The sequence below is a fragment of the Pseudomonas sp. GD03858 genome (assembly GCF_029840925.1).
Classification (GTDB): domain Bacteria; phylum Pseudomonadota; class Gammaproteobacteria; order Pseudomonadales; family Pseudomonadaceae; genus Aquipseudomonas.
Genome location: NZ_JAOCDM010000026.1, coordinates 37,397 through 53,690 on the forward strand (window position 1 = coordinate 37,397; position 16,294 = coordinate 53,690).

Sequence of the window (16,294 nt, forward strand, 5' to 3'; positions counted from 1 at the left end):
TGAGGCTGTGCAAAAGCACAAAGACAGCCGCGCTACACTGCCCGAGACTTTTCCAGGCGAGCGCCGGCACAGGCGACGCGGTGACAACCATAACAACAGAGAACCCGATCATGGCACACAGCCCCGCCCCTGACCAAGGCACCGAGATCACCCGCGACGCGCTGTACCGGCGCATCACCCTGCGGCTGATCCCGTTCATTTTCATCTGCTACCTGTTCAACTACCTCGACCGCGTCAACGTCGGCTTCGCCAAGCTGCAGATGCTCGACGCCCTGAAGTTCAGCGAAACCGTGTACGGCCTCGGCGCCGGCATCTTCTTCATCGGCTACGTGCTCTGCGGCCTGCCCAGCAACCTGGCGCTCAACCGCTTCGGCCCGCGACGCTGGATCGCGTTGATGATGATCGCCTGGGGCAGTCTGTCCACCTGCCTGCTGTTCGTTACCACGCCCACCGAGTTCTATACCCTGCGCCTGCTGACCGGCGCTGCCGAGGCGGGTTTCTTCCCCGGCGTGGTGCTGTACCTCTCGCGCTGGTTCCCGGCGGACCGCCGAGGGCGCATCATGGCGCTGTTCATGTCGGCGATACCGGTGTCCGGCCTGCTCGGCGGGCCGTTCTCCGGCTGGATCCTCGACCACTTCGCCGCGGGCCAGCACGGCCTGGCCGGCTGGCAGTGGATGTTCCTGATCCAGGGCCTGCCCACCGTGGTCCTGGGCGCGCTGGCCATCGTGCTGCTCAGCGACGGCTACCACAAGGCCGCCTGGCTGAGCCCGGCCGAACGCCGCCTGATCGAGGCCGACCTCAAGGCCGATGCCGCTGGCAAACCAGCCACCAGCGGCGACAGCCTGCTCGCGGTGCTGACCAACCCGCTGATCTGGACCTTCGGTTTCGTCTACTTCTGCATCCAGAGCGGGGTCTACGCCATCAACTTCTGGCTGCCGTCGATCATCAAGAACATGGGCTTCGACAATCCGTTGCTGATCGGCTGGCTGAGCGCCATTCCGTACCTGCTGGCCGGGGTGTTCATGATCGTCGTCGGCCGTTCGGCGGACCTGCGCAACGAGCGGCGCTGGCACCTTGTGGTACCGATGCTGATGGGCGCGCTGGGCCTGCTGATTGCGGTGAATTTCGCCGGCAACCCGACCGTTGCCATCCTTGGCCTGTCCATCGCCACCATGGGCGCGCTGACCGGCCTGCCGATGTTCTGGCCGATGCCGACCGCGCTGCTCGGTGCCGGCGCCGCCGTGGCGGGCCTGGCGATCATCAACTCGGTGGGGCAGATGGCGGGCTTCCTCAGCCCGTACCTGGTGGGGTTCATCAAGGACCAGACCGGTTCGACCGACGCGGCGCTGTATGCGCTGGCGGGGTTGATCGTGTTCGGCAGCCTGGTGGCGCTGCGGGTTTCGCGCAGCGGCAGCGCTGCGTTGGCACGTGCCCGCTAGGTTGACGCTCTGTGCCGCGAAAGGGCCGCATGGCGGCCCCGGCAATTCATGCGTCGTGGATGAGATCCTGGGGCTGCTTTGCAGCCCTTTCCGGCCGGTCCGACGCCTCGGCAAGGCCGCTCCTACAGGCAGCCCGTTCCAGGTCTTTGTTGACCGAGTGAGGGCCTCAAGGTGTTCGCCGTTAGAGGTGCAGCGCCTGTGAGATCGAGCGCCGCCCGCGCGGCGCATCGCGACGCAAGGCCGCTCCTACATTTGTTTCGGGCCAGTCTCTCCTGTGCCATTACCTGGTCCGCCTTGTTGGCACGACGCGGTTTCAGCGTGGGCACCACTGCCGCTCCACCAGTCTTGAGACATGCGCCAAGGCGGGCAACCATGGCCTGACAGGTTCGGCACGTTGCAACAAATGTAGGAGCGGCCTTGCGTCGCGATGCGCCGCGCGGGCGGCGCTCGGTCTGATAGGCGCTGCACCTCTAACGGCGAACACCTTGAAAGGAACGGCTCCCACAGGGGCACACGACCCTGGCGCTAGTTGCGAGGCTTCCACCCTGCCTCATGCAGCGCCGTCAACAGCGTATCCCCATCCAGCGCTGGCACCACCACCGCGCCCCTGCCCTGCATCTCGCGTCCCGCCAGCAAGGCATTGACGATCGCCTCTTCCACCGCCTCCGCCGCCGCCAGGAACAGCCCCGAAACATGGTCGTTGTTGAGCATGCTCACCTGGGCGCACTGCTCCAGCCCCTTGCGTGCGTAGTCCGCCGCGGGCAGCCCCTGGTTCCCGGTGGAGAACGCCAGGAAGATATCGCCACTGGAATCCTCGGTACCGCCACCGGTCCGGGCGATGCCGATCGACGCCCGCTGGGCCAGGCGCTGGCACTGGTGCGGCAACAGCGGCGCGTCGGTGGCGATCACCACCACGATCGAGCCCATGCCTGGCGTGCCGCTCGCAGGTTCGGCGAACGGCGATGGCAAGTGCCGCAACTGGCGCCCGACCGGATAACCATCCACCCGCAGCTCGCGACGCTGACCATGGTTGGCCTGGACCAGGGCGCCGACCGTCCAGCCCCCCTGCTCATCGCTCAGGCGCCGGGAAGCCGTGCCGATCCCGCCCTTGAACTCGTGGCAGATCATCCCCGTGCCACCGCCCACCGCACCTTCCTCGACCACGCCCGCAGCCGCGCCATCCAGTGCCTGACGCACCAGCCCCGGCGTCACGTGCTGGCCCCAGATGTCGTTGAGCAGCCCGTCGTAGGTTTCCATCACCACCGGCATGCACCAGTACACCGAGTCATCGGCCAGGCGCTCGCGCTCGGCGGCGATCAGCGTATCGCGCACCACACCGACACTGTGGGTGTTGGTGATGGCGATCGGCGTGCTCAGCAGGCCCGCCTCGCGAATCCACTCAAGCCCGGTGGCATCGCCATTGCCGTTGAGCACATGGCAACCGGCGAAGCACGGCGACAGGCGGGCCGCCCCCGGGCGCGGCTCGATGACGGTGACCCCGGTGCGGATCGCTGCCGGTCGCTGTTCGTCGATCAGGGTGCCGTGGCCGACCCGCACCCCCGGTACATCGGTAATGGCATTGAGCGGGCCTGGATTGCCGTGGCCGAGGGTAATGCCCAGTTGACGCGCACGCATGTGTACTCCTTGGATTTCACAATTTCTGGAAGGTCGGGCTGAGCCGGCCGTGGGTGCTGTACAAGGTCACCGAAACCGCCAGCAGCCCGAGCATGATCAACAGGTCGCGCAACGACGCCTCGCGCAGCAGGGTCACCAGCAGCCAGCCGGCGCCGCTGACCGCCAGCAGTGCCGGCAATGGCCACAGCGGCATGCGGTACGGGTGTTCGCGGTCGCGGCGCAGTACCCGGCTGCACAGGGCGCAGGACGCCACCACCAGATAGATCAGCAGCAACAGCAGCACGGTGAACGAGGTCAGTTCCTCCAGGCTGCCGGACAAACTCAGCAGCGCCGACGGTATGGCCAGGAACAAAGTCGCCAGCCACGGCGACTCCCAGCGCGGATGGATCACCGTGAACGCACGGTTGAGCGCGGGGGTCCAGATCGCGTCGCGACCGCTGCTGTACACCACCCGGCCGACCTGGATGACGATCGCCACGATGGCGTTGAACACCGACAGGAAGATCCCCGCGCTGACCAGCCGTGCCAGGGTCTCGTTGCCATGGGCGGTCAGCAGGTAACCGATCGGGTCGCCACTGGCCAGCATCGCCTGCAGCGACGGCGCGCCGATCAGCAGCGCCGCCAGCGGGATCACCTCGATGGCGACCACCACCAGCAGCGACCACAGTACCGCCCGGTGCACGGTGCGCCCCCGGTCTTTCATGTCCTCGGCCAGCAGCACCGCGCCACCGTAGCCATTGAAGGCGAACAGCGCCATGCCCACCGCGCCCAGCACCAGCGCCCAGGGCGCGACCACCAGCGTGCCCTGTTCGAGCATCTGCGGTTGCAGCAGGCTGGCCACCGGCTGGCTGGCGTTGCCGAAGCCGAGCAGCACGATCACCAGCAACGCGGCGACCTCGCAGAACAGGAACAGGCCGGTGATCCAGACGTTCAGGCGGATATTGAGGATGCCCAGCGCATAGCTCGAGACCACGATCACCAACGCCACCGCCTGGGTGTCGAAGCGCGTGCCCAGGGCATTGTTGAGGTAGGTGGCGGCGCCTGCGGCGAGCACCGGTGGGATGAACAGCATCGAGGCCAGCACGGTGAGAAAGGTGGCGTAGCCGGCCAACCCACCGAACACTCGCTTGGCATACACGTACTCGCCGCCTGCCGAGCTGTGGGCCCGCCCGAGCTCGGCGTAGCACCAGGCGAACATCAGCGCCAGCACCGCGGCCATGAGAAAGGATAGGAAGGCGCCGCTGCCGGCCTGCTGGATGGCGAACGGGGCGATGACGAACACGGAGCTGGCCGGGGTAACCGCCGACACGGTGATGGCGACCACATCGAACACGCCCAGGCGCTGCTTGAGTGCGCTCGCGGGCTCTTCGCTGGAGCTCATGGCGTTTTTCCTCTGGTTGTTATGGTTGTGAGGGGAAAACCGGTCGCGCGGCCGCTGGACCTGGGCTGGACTGTAGGCTGGAGCCGCGATGGGGCCAATTACCCAAAGGGGGTACGCCTCTTGACGGGGAACGGGAAACATCCCAAGACTGCGCGAGCGCGGGTCAAATCTGCTCTTGTGGGAGCGGGCTTTGCCCGCGACGGCGTCGGGCCAGGCAACCCTGGAATATCGCGGGGCAAGCCCGCTCCCACGCCTGCGATAGACCTGACTTGCGACAGTCGCCAGCTATGGGGTCCCATGCACAACCTGTTCAGTGAAACCAGCGCCCACGCAGGCCTGGCCCGCACCATCGAGCAGATCGGCCAGCCGCGCTTCTGGCGGCAGTTGATCCTGCTGCTGCAGCACTGGCTGCCCTTCGACAACGCCCTGGCGATGCACTACCCGCGCGACGGCCTGCCTCGCGCGCTGGAGATCTTCGACGCCCGTGGCGAGGGCAATCCCGAGGCCATGGCCCTGTATCTGAGCGGCCTGTACCAGCTCGACCCGTTCTACCAGGCTTGCCAGGAGCGCATCGGCGATGGCCTGCACCGCCTGGAAGAAGTGGCTCCGGACCAGTTCCGCCAGAGCGAGTACTACCTCAAGTATTTCCACGACCATGTGCTGGAGGACGAGGTGCAGTTCATCCTGCAGCTGGGCGATGCTGGCGCGCTGTCACTGTCGCTGGGCACGCGCGAGCGCTTCGACACGGCGCGCCATGGTCTGTTGACGGTGGTCAGCCCTTGGGTCCTGGCGCTGATGGGCCAGCACTGGCAGCGCCATGGCCAGCGCCCGGCTCCGGCAATGGTGCGCGATGCCATGAGCCTGTTCGGGGCGAAGGTGTTGTCCGAGCGCGAGCTGGAGATTGCCCGGCTGATCCTGCGGGGGTATTCATCGAAAGCCATGGCCGAGCGGCTGGCCATTTCGCCGGAGACCATCAAGGTGCATCGCCGGCATCTGTACGCCAAGCTGGACATCTCGTCGCAGCCGGAGCTGTTCTCGCTGTTCCTGCAATCGCTGGGGCACGATCCGCAGGATCCTTGAGCATTGCGGGGCAAGCCCGCTCCCACGGGATTCGGTGGGAGCGGGCTTGCCCCGCGATGGGGCCTTCAGCGCTTGCCGACCATTCCCGCCACGCGATCCACCGCGATCCGCGTCTTCTCCACCAGCTCATCGAGCTCCGAGCGGCTGGCCACCAGCGCCGGCGCCATGATCATCCGCCCCAGCGTCGAGCGAATGATCACCCCCTCCTCGAACCCGAACGTGCGGCACTGCCAGGCCAGGTCGTTCTCGTTGGCGAAACGCTTGCGCATGGCCTTGTCCTCGGCGAACTGCAGCGCCGCCACCAGGCCGGTGCCCTGGACCTCGCCGATCAGCGGATGGTCGGCGAACACCTCGCGCAGGATGCGCTGCAGGTACGGCCCGGTATCGTCTTTGACCTGGCGCACGATACCCTCGTCACGCAGCGCCTTGAGGTTGGCCACGGCCACCGCCGCGGCTACCGGGTGCCCGGAGTAGGTCAGGCCATGGGCGAACACCCCGCCCCGCTCCACCAGCGCCTCGGCGATGCGCTTGCTCAGCACCAGGCCACCCATGGGCACATAGCCACTGGTCAGGCCCTTGGCGATGGACAGGGTGTCGGGCTCGAAGCCGAAATGCTGGTGGGCGAACCACTCGCCGGTGCGACCGAAACCGCCGATCACCTCGTCGGCGCACAGCAGCACGTCGTACTGGCGGCAGATGCGCTGGATCTCGGGCCAGTAGCTTTGCGGCGGGAAGATCATGCCACCCGCGCCCTGGAATGGCTCGGCGATGAAGCCGGCAACGTTCTCGGCCCCAAGCTCGAGGATCTTCTCTTCGAGCTGCAAGGCGCAGCGACGGCCGAATTCGGCCGGAGTGAGGTCGCCGCCCTCGGCGAACCAGTAAGGCTCGTCGATATGCGCCACATCCGGGATCAGCCCGCCCATCTCGTGCATGAACTTCATGCCGCCCAGCGCCGTGGCGGCCAGGGTCGAGCCGTGGTAGCCGTTCCAGCGGCCGATCATGACCTTCTTCTGCGGCTTGCCGACCACCTGCCAATAGCGGCGCACGGTGCGGATCAGCACTTCGTTGGCCTCGGACCCGGAGTTGGTGTAGATGGCGTGGCTGTAGTGCCCCGGCAGCAGGCTGAACAGCAGCTCGGACAGCTCGATCACCGCCGGGTGGGTGGTGTGGAAGAACATGTTGTAGTAGGCCAGCTGGTCCATCTGCGCGGCGGCGGCGGCGGTCAGGTCCTTGCGGCCATAGCCGAGCTGGGTGCACCACAGGCCGGACATGCCGTCCAGGTAGCGACGCCCGTCGTTGTCCCACAGGTACAGGCCCTCGCCACGGGTGATCACCCGTGGCCCCTCGGCGTTGAGCGCTTTCTGGTCGAGGAAGGCGTGGATGTGGTGGGCCGCGTCGCTGGCCTGGTAGTCGCGGGTGTCGCGCTTGGCGGTGAAAGGTGCGTTCATGGTTGTTCTCCTCGGATGAAGGTCAGCGCAGCTGGATCCAGGTGGTCTTGAGCTGGGTGTACTTGTCGAACGAATGCAGCGACAGGTCGCGGCCAAAGCCGGACTGGCGGCCACCGCCGAAGGGCACGCTCACATCGAGCGCGTCGACGGTGTTGACCGAGACGGTGCCGGCCTTCAGGCGTCGGGCCACGCGGTGGGCGCGGTTGAGGTCGTCGCTCCAGACCGACGCGGCCAGGCCGTAGACGCTGTCGTTGGCCAGCGCGATGGCCTGTTCCTCGTCATCGAAGGCGCTCACCGCCAGCACGGGGCCGAAGATCTCTTCGCGGGCCAGGGCCATGTCCGGACGCACCTCGCTGAAGATCGTCGGCGTGATGAAGTTCTGCGAGCCGTTCACGCTCAGGCGTTCGCCGCCGCACAGCAGGCGCGCGCCCTGCGCCCGGCCCTGGGCGATGGCCGCCTCGATGCGCGCGGTCTGGCTGGCATCGACGATGGCGCCGGCGCGGCTGGCCGGATCCAGCGGATCGCCCGGCAGCCATTGACGGGCCTTGTCGATCAAGCGCTCGACGAACGCGTCGTGAATCGAGCGTTGCACGTACAGCCGTGAATTGGCCGAACACACCTCGCCCTGGTTGAAGAAGATGCCGAAGGCCGCTTTCTGCGCCGCCAGGTCCAGGTCGCGGCAGTCGTCGAACACCAGGTTCGGGCTCTTGCCACCGCATTCCAGCCACACCTGCTTGAGGTTCGACTGCGCCGAGTACTGCATGAAGTACTTGCCCACCTGGGTCGAGCCGGTGAACACCAGGCAGTCCACGTCCGGGTGCAGCCCCAGGGCGCGGCCAGCGCTTTCACCCAGGCCCGGCACGACATTGAGCACGCCTTCCGGCAGCCCGGCTTCGAGGGCCAGTTCGGCCAGGCGCAGGGCCGAGAACGGCGACTGCTCGGCGGGCTTGAGCACCACGCTGTTGCCTGCGGCCAGGGCCGGCGCCACTTTCCAGGCGGCCATGTCCAGCGGGAAGTTCCACGGCACCACGGCGCCGACCACGCCCAGCGCCTCGCGGGTGATCATGGCCACGGCGCTGCCAGCGGTAGGCGCCACCTGGTCGTAGAGCTTGTCCAGCGCCTCGCCATACCAGGCGAATACCTGCGCCGCGCCGGGCACATCGATGGTGTAGGCATCCATCACCGGCTTGCCCATGTTCAGCGAATCGAGCAAGGCCAGCTCTTCGCGGTGGGACAGCATCAGCTCGGCCAGGCGCAGCAGCACGCGCTTGCGCTCGGCCGGCGCCATGCGCGCCCAGGGACCGTGTTCGAACGCCTGCCGCGCCGCCCGTACCGCCAGGTCGATCTCGCGATCGGCACAGGCGGCCACCTGGGCTAGGCGTTGCCCGGTCGCCGGGTTGATGGCGTCGAAGGTCGCGCCGTCGAAGGCCGCGACCGGGCGCCCATCGATCAACGCGGTGGTGATGAAGCTTTGCCGTGCAGCGCGCTGCTGCCAATCGCCTTTCGTATGCACGCAGGTCTCCTCGCCGGCCACACGCAGGGCCGGTCATTGTCGTTGTCGGAATGAGGTGAAGCGGTGGCTCAGCGCCTTCGCAGGTAGCTTTCCAGCGGGTCCTTGCCCAGCCCTTCCTGGGCCTGGGCCAGCGAGGCGATGAACAGCGAGAACAATTCGGCCTGGGTGGCGATGTCCAACTTGGCGTAGAGGTTCTTGCGGTGGGTCTTGACGGTGTCTTCGCTGATCCCCAGGCGCTCGGCCAGCGAGCGCGTGGAGTGGCCACGCAGCAGGTACTGGGCGATGTGGCATTCGCGCTCGGTGAGCAGCGAGGCGCCGAAGTTGTTCAGCGCCGCATTGATCTGCCGCCCCAGCACGCTCTCGAAGCGCCCGCCCAGCGCCCCGCCGCCCAGGTGTCCCCAGTGCCGACGCACCACCGCCACCACCCAGGCGGCGATGCACTTGAGCTCTGCCACCTGGCGGCTGCCCAGGCGCCGGGTGCTGCCCAGGGCCACGGCAATGGCCACCTGGTCGTCCAGCGGCACCAGGTAGTTGAGCTCATCTTCCAGGTGGGCGTGCTGGTAGAACGCGGTGTAGTACTCGCTGCGCTTGAAATGGTCGGGAGCGACGTCGCTCAGGCGATAGCAGCCTGCCGCCACGCCATCCATGCAGGCGCGGTAGAACGGGCACAGCAGGTAGTAGCCTTCGAGGTACTTCTGCACATTGCCCTCGGGCAACCACGGCCCCTCGTCGTCCTTGGCGAACAGGGCCGACGGCAGGCCCGTGCGCGGGTAGAGAAATACCGTGATGGCCTGGCATGGCGCCAGGCTGTTGAGCGCGGCGAACAGCTGGTCGACGAAGCCGGGCGTGCCAATGGCATCGACCACGCAGGCTATCCGCGCGTACCAGTCGGGTGAGTTCAGCCGGGCTCTGTTCATTGTTGTCGTCCGCGCCAGGGAAAGTACGGGGCGGATTGTTTCACGGGGGCGGCGCGTCGGCCATCACCCTTCGGGGTGAGCACCGACGCCTGGCTCGGCCCGCAGCTCCTCGATGCTGATCTCGCGCATCCTGAATTTTTGCACCTTGCCGGTGACCGTCATCGGGAACGCGTCGACGAACCGCCAATGGCGCGGCACCTTGAAATGCGCGATGCGTGCCCGCGCCCATTCGCGCAGCTCCTCCTCGCCCAGCACATGCCCGGGGTGCAGGCGGATCCAGGCGACGATTTCTTCACCGTACTTGCTGCACGGGATGCCGATCACCTGCACGTCCGCCACCGCCGGGTGGGTGAAGAAGAACTCCTCCAGCTCCCGCGGGTAGATGTTCTCGCCGCCACGGATGATCATGTCCTTGCTGCGGCCGACGATGCGCACATAGCCTTCGCCGTCCATCACCGCCAGGTCGCCGGTGTGCATCCAACCCTCGCTGTCGATGCTTTCGGCGGTGGCGTCGGGGTTGTCCCAGTAGCCGAGCATCACACTGTAGCCGAGGGTACACAGCTCGCCGATCTCACCGCGAGGCAGCGTGCGTCCTGCATGGTCGATCACCTTGTTTTCCAGCCACGGCTGGGTACGACCAACGCTGGTCACCCGACGCTCCAGGTCGTCGGCGGCGCCGGTCTGCAGCGACACCGGGCTGGTCTCGGTCATGCCGTAGGCAATCTGCACCTCGGCCATGTGCAGCTCGTCGATCACCCTACGCATCACCTCGATCGGGCAGGTGGCGCCGGCCATGATGCCGGTGCGCAAGCTGGACAGGTCGAATTCGCGGCGGCGTGGGTGATCCAGCTCGGCGATGAACATGGTCGGCACGCCGTACAGCGCGGTGGCGCGCTCCTCGGCCACGGCCTGCAGGGTGAGCAGCGGATCGAAGGCGTCGTTGGGGTAGATCAGGGTACTGCCGTGGGTCATGCAGCCGAGGTTGGCCATGACCATGCCGAAACAGTGGTACAACGGCACCGGTACCACCAGCCGGTCGTGCTCGGTCAACCCAAGGCTTTCACCGACCATGTAGCCGTTGTTGAGGATGTTGTGGTGGCTGAGGGTCGCGCCCTTGGGGAAGCCGGTGGTGCCGGAGGTGTACTGGATGTTGATCGGCTCGTGCCGCTGCAGGCTGGCCTGGCGCGCGGCCAGTTGCCCGGTGTCGGTTTCGCCGGCGCGGGTCTGCAACGCCGACCAGCCCAGGAAGCCTTTGGCTGGCGTGGCGGCCAGGCTGATGACCCCGCGCAGCTCGGGCAGGCGCGCGCTTTGCAGCTCGCCGGGCCGGCAGGCGCCAAGCTCGGGCGCCAGGTCCAGCAGCATGGCGTGGTAGTCGGAGGTCTTGAAGGCATCGGCGCAGATCACCCACTGGCAGGCCGATTGGCCCAGGGCGTACTCCAGTTCGCTGCTGCGATATGCCGGGTTGATGTTGACCAGGATCGCGCCGATCTTGGCGCTGGCGAACTGGGTGATGCACCACTCGGCGCAGTTGGGTGCCCAGATGCCCAGGCGATCGCCAGTCTGCAGGCCCAGGGCCATCAGGGCGCAGGCGTGCTGGTCGACAGCGTCTGCCAGCTGCCGCCAGGTGTAGCGCAGGTGCTGGTGGCGGACCACCAGGGCCTCGCGGTCGGGGAAGCGGGCGACGGTGGCGTCGAAGGCGTCGCCGATGCAGTGGGTGAGCAAGGGCTTGTCGGCCTTGCCCTGGCTGTAGCTGGACTGGCTCATTGGGGTTCTCTTGTTGTTGCGATCCCTGTAGGAGCGGCCTTGTGTCGCGAAAGGGCTGCGCAGCAGCCCCTGGATTTCAGCGTTGATGCAAATATTGTTGGGGCCGCTTTGCGGCCCTTTCCGACCGGTCCGACGCCTCGGCAAGGCCGCTCCTACAGGGAGATGTGTAATCCCGGGCCGCTAGCGGATGAACACCTGCGGCGTGGTGGTCGACATGTCGCCACCGGGCAGCTTGATATTCCCCACCTTCTCCAGCGTATTCGGGTCGAACACCGCCAGATCGTTGAAGGTGCCGCCCAGGTAGAGCTTGTCGCCGGCCTTGTCGAAGGTCACGCAGTAGTAGGTATGGTCGAGGTTGGCGGCCTTGACCAGCTTCTTCTGCTGGATGTCGTAGCGCGCCAGGCGGTTGAGCACGCCGTACATCTGGTTCGGGTCCTTGGGCGAGCGCAGGCCGGTGAAGTACAGCTCGGTCAGCTCGGCGAACTCCTGGGTGTGGGCCTTGCCGGTCTTCAGGTCGATGCTCAGGTAGCCGTACAGCGGCTCGGCGCTGGCTGGGTCCTGCTTGGCATCCTTGAACTTCGCAATGGTGTAGAGCATCGAGAACTCATGCAACGAACTCTGGTGCGGCCAGAAGTACAGCACGTCGGGGGCGCTGTAGCCTGGGCGGTTCCAGCTGCGCAGCGCCAGCGCGACGCTGTACTTGCCGGTGTTCACGTCCATTTTGTAGATGTCCGGCCCGGCCACGTACAGGTTGCCGTCGTCGCCGGCGCGCATCAGGTACACCTGGCGCGGCATCGGGAAGCTGCGCACGGGCTTGGCGTTAAGGCCATCGGCGGTACTGAAGACTTCCAGGCGCGGCGGCTTGACCACGTAGTGATCGTTCAGGCGCTGGGTCGGGTTGACCGTGGCGTACACCTCTTTGCCGTCGGGGCTGATGGCGAACGAGTACATCGCCTTGCCGACCTCGCCCGGCACGCTGGAGAGGCTGGCGTGGAAGGTGGTCCTGCAGCTGTCCAGGTCGATGCCGTAGATGTCCGCGTAGTGGTTGTTCAGCACATAGGCGGTGCGATTGTCCGGCGCCATCATGGCCGTGCCCGGGCCGAATGCATCGGGCAGGCGACAGGTCTTGTACAGCGTGTCGCTGGCCACCTCGACCACGTGCAGGTTGTTCGGGTAGTTGGTGGCGATCAGGTATTCATGGCCGGCCTTCAAGGCCGGGCCTGCATCATCGGCCTGGGCCGCCCAGGCGCAGGCCGTGGCGGCGACGGTGAGCGCGAGCTGCGCGCAGAATCCAGCTTTCATGCGGTTTCCCCTTGTCGTTCTATTTGTCTTTCGGGAATACGGTGCCGAGGTTGCGCCAGTCTTCGGCGGAGTTGCTCGCCTGGGCGTTCCAGTCCTGGTAGGTGCTCATCATGTCCGGCACCTGGGCCGGCCACCAGCAAGGGTCGGAGCAGCCGTACAGGTCGGCTTCCATCGGCTGGCATAGCGAGCTGACACCGCCGAAGGCGTCCACTTCCCAGCCCGGGTCGGTGGTGGCGGTGCAGCCAGCCACGGCGCTCATGGCCAGCACTTCGTCGACGCGGTCTTCGGCGGCGGCCTGTTCGAGGATGCGCGCCTTGTTGTTCAGCGGTTTGAGGTGCTTCATGTCAGTGCGCCTTCCTGGGAGTGATGTAGCGATCGATGAAGGCCGGGTTGACGGCCATGATGCGGCTGTAGACCTCGATGCCGAAGTCGACCCAGTCGCGCATCAGCTCGCAGTAGTGGTAGGTCGGGTGCTGCGGATCGCCATAGCGGGCGTAGCTCTCGTGGTAGCAGCCGCCGGAACACAGGTTGCGGATGCGGCAGCTGTCGCAGCCGGTGCCGCTGCGGTCCAGGCGCTGCGAGAGAAAATCATTGAGCTGCGCCTGCTTCACGCCCTGGTGCACGTTGCCGAAGGTCGGCAGGCTGGAGCCGGTGAAGCGGTGGCACAGGTTCAGCTCGCCCTCATGGTCCACCGCCAGCATCTTCAGCCCGGCACCGCATGGCAGGGCCTTCTTGTGGCCTTCGTGGATATCGGTGATCAGCTGGTGCAGGTTAGAGAAGCCGATGTTGCGGTGCTCCAGTGCCGCCTCCAGGTAGCGTCGGCCCAGGGCCTTCATGTTGGCGAACACCTGCACCAGCTCGTCGCCTGTGAGGTTGTAGTCGGCCATGTCGCCGGAGGTCACCGGGGCGAAGCCGACCTCGGCGAAGCCCAGTTCGTTGAACAGATGGTTCCAGATGGTCTCGATGTCGGTGATGCCGCGGGTCAGGGTGACCCGCGCGCCCACCGGCCGGCTGCGGTAGCGCGACAGCAGCATGTCGGCCTTGCGTCGCACCACGTCGTAGGTGCCCTGCCCGCCCACGGTGATGCGGTTGCGGTCGTGCACGGTCTTGGGCCCGTCGATGCTGACGGACAAGCCGAAACGGTGGGCGTCGAGCCAGTCGATGATCTCCTCGGTCAGCAAAGTGGCGTTGGTGGTCATGATGAACTCGACCTGCTTGCCCGCCTCGGCGAAACGTCGCTCGCAGTAAGCCACCATGTGCTCGATCAGCGCCCGGTTGGACAGCGGCTCGCCACCGAAGAACACCACGCTGTAACGCTGCTCGTCGGGCGACTCCTTGAGCAGCATCTCCACCGAGGCCTCGGCGGTGGCCGTGTTCATCTTGCGACCTGCCGACGGCTTGTCGAGGTCTTCCTTGTAGCAGTAGGTGCAGCTCAGGTTGCAGCCGGTGTTGACGTTGAGCACCACGGTGTTCAGCGCCGTGCGCTCGACCTGCTTCAGCGCGATCTCCGGGGTCAGCGGCGAGCCGTCGCTGACCACTTCCAGGGCGATCAGCTCGCGCAAGGTTTCCTCGATGTCCTGCCCGGAAAAGCGCTGGCCCAGGCGCTGTGTCAGCTCTTCGGCCGAACAGCCCTGCTGGCGCAGCGCGTCGATGATGCCGCCGGTCACCGCGTCGGCGGCGAACAGCGAACTGCTGGGGATATGGAACAGCATGCGGTCGGCATCCACCTGCACTTCGTGCAGGTTGCGTTCGACCAGGTTCAGTAGTGCGCCCATGGCGACCTCCCGGGATTCGATGCGTCAGGTTGATGCCTATGGCAGTGGCGGATTGTTCCAGCGTTGCACGGTGACGATCATGTGACCCTCGCCCTGCTGGCCGCCGTCGGCGAGGGTGGCGATCACCTTCAGGTTGCCGGCGTTGTTGGTCATCATCTTGCGCGCGGGGTTGGGCCCCGCCCCGCCCGGCACGAACACGCCGTCGGCCCGCATTTCCCCGGCGAACCTGACGTCCTCGTCCTCGACCGCGCGCTCGTTGAATGGCTCGACCTTCCAGCTGGCCGGCAGGTAGCCGATGCGCAGCGGCTGGCCGCTGGCGTCCCTGCCCCAGGCCTCGGCCTCGAAGCGGCCCTGGACCTTGGGCACCGAGGCGCCGTTTTCGCCGATGCGGGCAATGGCGAACGCCGGCACCACCTTGACCTCCTCGACCGTGTCGTACACCGCCAGCGTCACGCCTTTGAGTGCGCCGACCGACACCTCGCGCTGGCCGGCGGCGGCATCCCTGGCGGCACGTGCCTTGACCCGGATCAGCGTCGGCGTCGATTCCAGAACCTCGGTCACTTCGACGCCCGCACCCAGGTCGGGCTTGCCGGCCAGATCACTGCCCACCAGGGTGATCTCACTGTCGCCGCCAGTCTTGATGTACGCCGGCTGCACCGCCAGCAAACGGCCCTGGCCAGTCTTGGCGGCGCTGAAGTCCAGACCGCGCTCGTCGTGCTCTGCCTCGAACATGCGGCCCTTCATCTGGCCGTCGATGGCGGCGAACACCTGACGCAGGTTGGCCTCGCCGACCTTGACGTTGCCGCGCCACTCATAGCCGTTGTAGAGGATCGCCGAGCCGCTGCCGTTGAACGGCGTGCCGTCGGCATAGGCCCCCTTGACCTCGACCTTGAAGGTATCGCCCTGCTCGGCGCTGACGATCATCACCCCGCGCACGTCGCCCTTGGCCAGCATATGGCCGCTGAACGCCCACTGCCCGGCCAGGACCTTGGACTCGGGCCGCGCCTTGAGCCATTCGGCCCAGGCCGGGTCGTCGAGGGGGAAGCGCTTGGCCAGGTCCGGCACCATCTGCTTGAGGGCGATGTCCAGCCAGTCGCGGTCGCGGGCCTGGGCCTGGTACTCGAGGGACGGCCACTGGCCGAGGTGGAAGTTGACCAGGTGTTCCCATTCCTGGGCCGGGCGCCGCTGCAGGGCGACCCGGGCGCCGGAGTGACAGCGGCCACACATCTGGCTGAGCTGATCGTCGAAGTGTTCGACGGTGTTCAGCCGGCGCTCCATGGCGTAGCGCACACCTTCGGTCTCGCTGGGCGCCAGGCCCTGCTTGTCGGCCAGGTACTTGACCAGGGTGCGGCGGTCGTCGTCGCTGATCTGCAAGCCGTGCATCACCTGCATGCGGGCGATGCTCATCAGCCAGCCTTCGGGGGTCTTGCGCTGGTGGCTGATGCGGCTATAGCTGTCGTTGCCCTCGGGGATATGGCACCCCATGCACTTGCTCTGCAACAGGCTCGGGCCCTGTTCGGCCGCCATGGCCTGGGCGGACAACAGGGCGGTGGCGACCAGCGCCAGTGTGCCCGCCTGCCGCCGGAGTCGAGTCGTCTTCAAGATCAGACCTCCACGGTTATTGTTCTTATCGTTATTCGCACGCCAGGGAACTGCGCGGTGCATCTGACAGTGGTGATACAGGAACTGTGCCAGATGCGCTTAACCCTTTGTGCGTCAAAGGGTTGAGCTTAGACCAGGGGCCAAGGCGAGGCAGGTTGGCGGTTAAGGGGCGTGCCATTTCGCGACCAGGTGTTTCACCTTGAGACAGTGTTTTCCGGGGGCGGCGGTGGGTGTTCGCCGAAAGGGTTGCAGCGCCTATCAGATCGAGCGCCGCCCGCGCGGCGCATCGCGACGCAAGGCCGCTCCTACATTTGTTTCGGGCCAGTCTCTCCAGTGCCATTACCTGGTCCGCCTTGTTGGCACGACGCGGTATCAAGGCGGGCACTGCTGGCGCCTCGCCTGACTTGAGGCATGCACCAAGGCGGGCAACCATGGCCT

The 16,294-nt window shown here is 66.5% G+C and carries 12 protein-coding genes; 2 read left to right on the plus strand and 10 right to left on the minus strand.

All coding sequences use genetic code 11. The features are described from left to right. The first annotated feature begins 110 nt into the window (after positions 1 to 110). Positions 111 to 1,439: an MFS transporter gene (locus N5D48_RS09925; RefSeq protein WP_279883627.1), complete on the plus strand. Its 1,329-nt coding sequence runs from the start codon at positions 111 to 113 to the stop codon at positions 1,437 to 1,439. A gap of 525 nt (positions 1,440 to 1,964) precedes the next feature. Here the strand turns inward: N5D48_RS09925 and N5D48_RS09930 are convergent. Together N5D48_RS09930 and N5D48_RS09935 are read right to left on the minus strand one after the other, a co-directional pair. Further along, positions 1,965 to 3,074, minus strand: coding sequence for a P1 family peptidase (locus N5D48_RS09930; RefSeq protein WP_279883629.1), 1,110 nt, complete (start codon positions 3,072 to 3,074; stop codon positions 1,965 to 1,967). A gap of 16 nt (positions 3,075 to 3,090) precedes the next feature. Continuing rightward, a complete protein-coding gene (locus N5D48_RS09935) occupies positions 3,091 to 4,455 on the minus strand; it encodes an APC family permease (RefSeq protein ID WP_279883631.1) in 1,365 nt (454 codons plus the stop codon). A gap of 297 nt (positions 4,456 to 4,752) precedes the next feature. Here N5D48_RS09935 and N5D48_RS09940 point away from each other — a divergent pair, with 297 nt between their 5' ends. Further along, positions 4,753 to 5,535, plus strand: a complete 783-nt coding sequence (locus tag N5D48_RS09940; RefSeq protein ID WP_279883633.1) for a helix-turn-helix transcriptional regulator — start codon at positions 4,753 to 4,755, stop codon at positions 5,533 to 5,535. Between the two features lie 65 nt (positions 5,536 to 5,600). On the opposite strand, the gene N5D48_RS09945 is transcribed toward N5D48_RS09940, so the two are convergent. The 8 genes from N5D48_RS09945 to peaA form a co-directional block, all read right to left on the minus strand. Next, the gene (locus N5D48_RS09945) at positions 5,601 to 6,983 is read right to left on the minus strand and encodes an aspartate aminotransferase family protein (RefSeq protein WP_279883635.1); all 1,383 of its coding nucleotides are present in this window, start codon (positions 6,981 to 6,983) and stop codon (positions 5,601 to 5,603) included. A 22-nt stretch (positions 6,984 to 7,005) separates the two neighbouring features. Further along, a complete protein-coding gene (locus N5D48_RS09950) occupies positions 7,006 to 8,496 on the minus strand; it encodes an aldehyde dehydrogenase (RefSeq protein WP_279883637.1) in 1,491 nt (496 codons plus the stop codon). Positions 8,497 to 8,564: 68 nt separating this feature from the next. After that, positions 8,565 to 9,413, minus strand: coding sequence for a helix-turn-helix transcriptional regulator (locus N5D48_RS09955; RefSeq protein WP_279883639.1), 849 nt, complete (start codon positions 9,411 to 9,413; stop codon positions 8,565 to 8,567). Positions 9,414 to 9,476: 63 nt separating this feature from the next. Continuing rightward, positions 9,477 to 11,177 (minus strand): AMP-binding protein, encoded by a 1,701-nt coding sequence (locus N5D48_RS09960; protein ID WP_279883641.1) that lies wholly within the window; start codon positions 11,175 to 11,177, stop codon positions 9,477 to 9,479. Positions 11,178 to 11,357: 180 nt separating this feature from the next. After that, positions 11,358 to 12,479, minus strand: coding sequence for a quinohemoprotein amine dehydrogenase subunit beta (gene peaD / locus N5D48_RS09965; RefSeq protein ID WP_279883643.1), 1,122 nt, complete (start codon positions 12,477 to 12,479; stop codon positions 11,358 to 11,360). 19 nt (positions 12,480 to 12,498) lie between these two features. Further along, positions 12,499 to 12,822 carry a quinohemoprotein amine dehydrogenase subunit gamma gene (gene qhpC / locus N5D48_RS09970; protein ID WP_028692088.1) on the minus strand — a complete coding sequence of 108 codons (324 nt, stop codon included), beginning with the start codon at positions 12,820 to 12,822 and terminating at the stop codon, positions 12,499 to 12,501. Between the two features lies 1 nt (position 12,823). Further along, entirely contained in the window at positions 12,824 to 14,254 is a 1,431-nt protein-coding gene (peaB, locus tag N5D48_RS09975) for a quinohemoprotein amine dehydrogenase maturation protein (RefSeq protein WP_279883651.1), read from the minus strand. 36 nt (positions 14,255 to 14,290) lie between these two features. After that, complete coding sequence (gene peaA / locus N5D48_RS09980; RefSeq protein ID WP_279883653.1) at positions 14,291 to 15,856, minus strand: quinohemoprotein amine dehydrogenase subunit alpha; 1,566 nt, start codon at positions 15,854 to 15,856, stop codon at positions 14,291 to 14,293. Between the last annotated feature and the right edge of the window lie 438 nt (positions 15,857 to 16,294).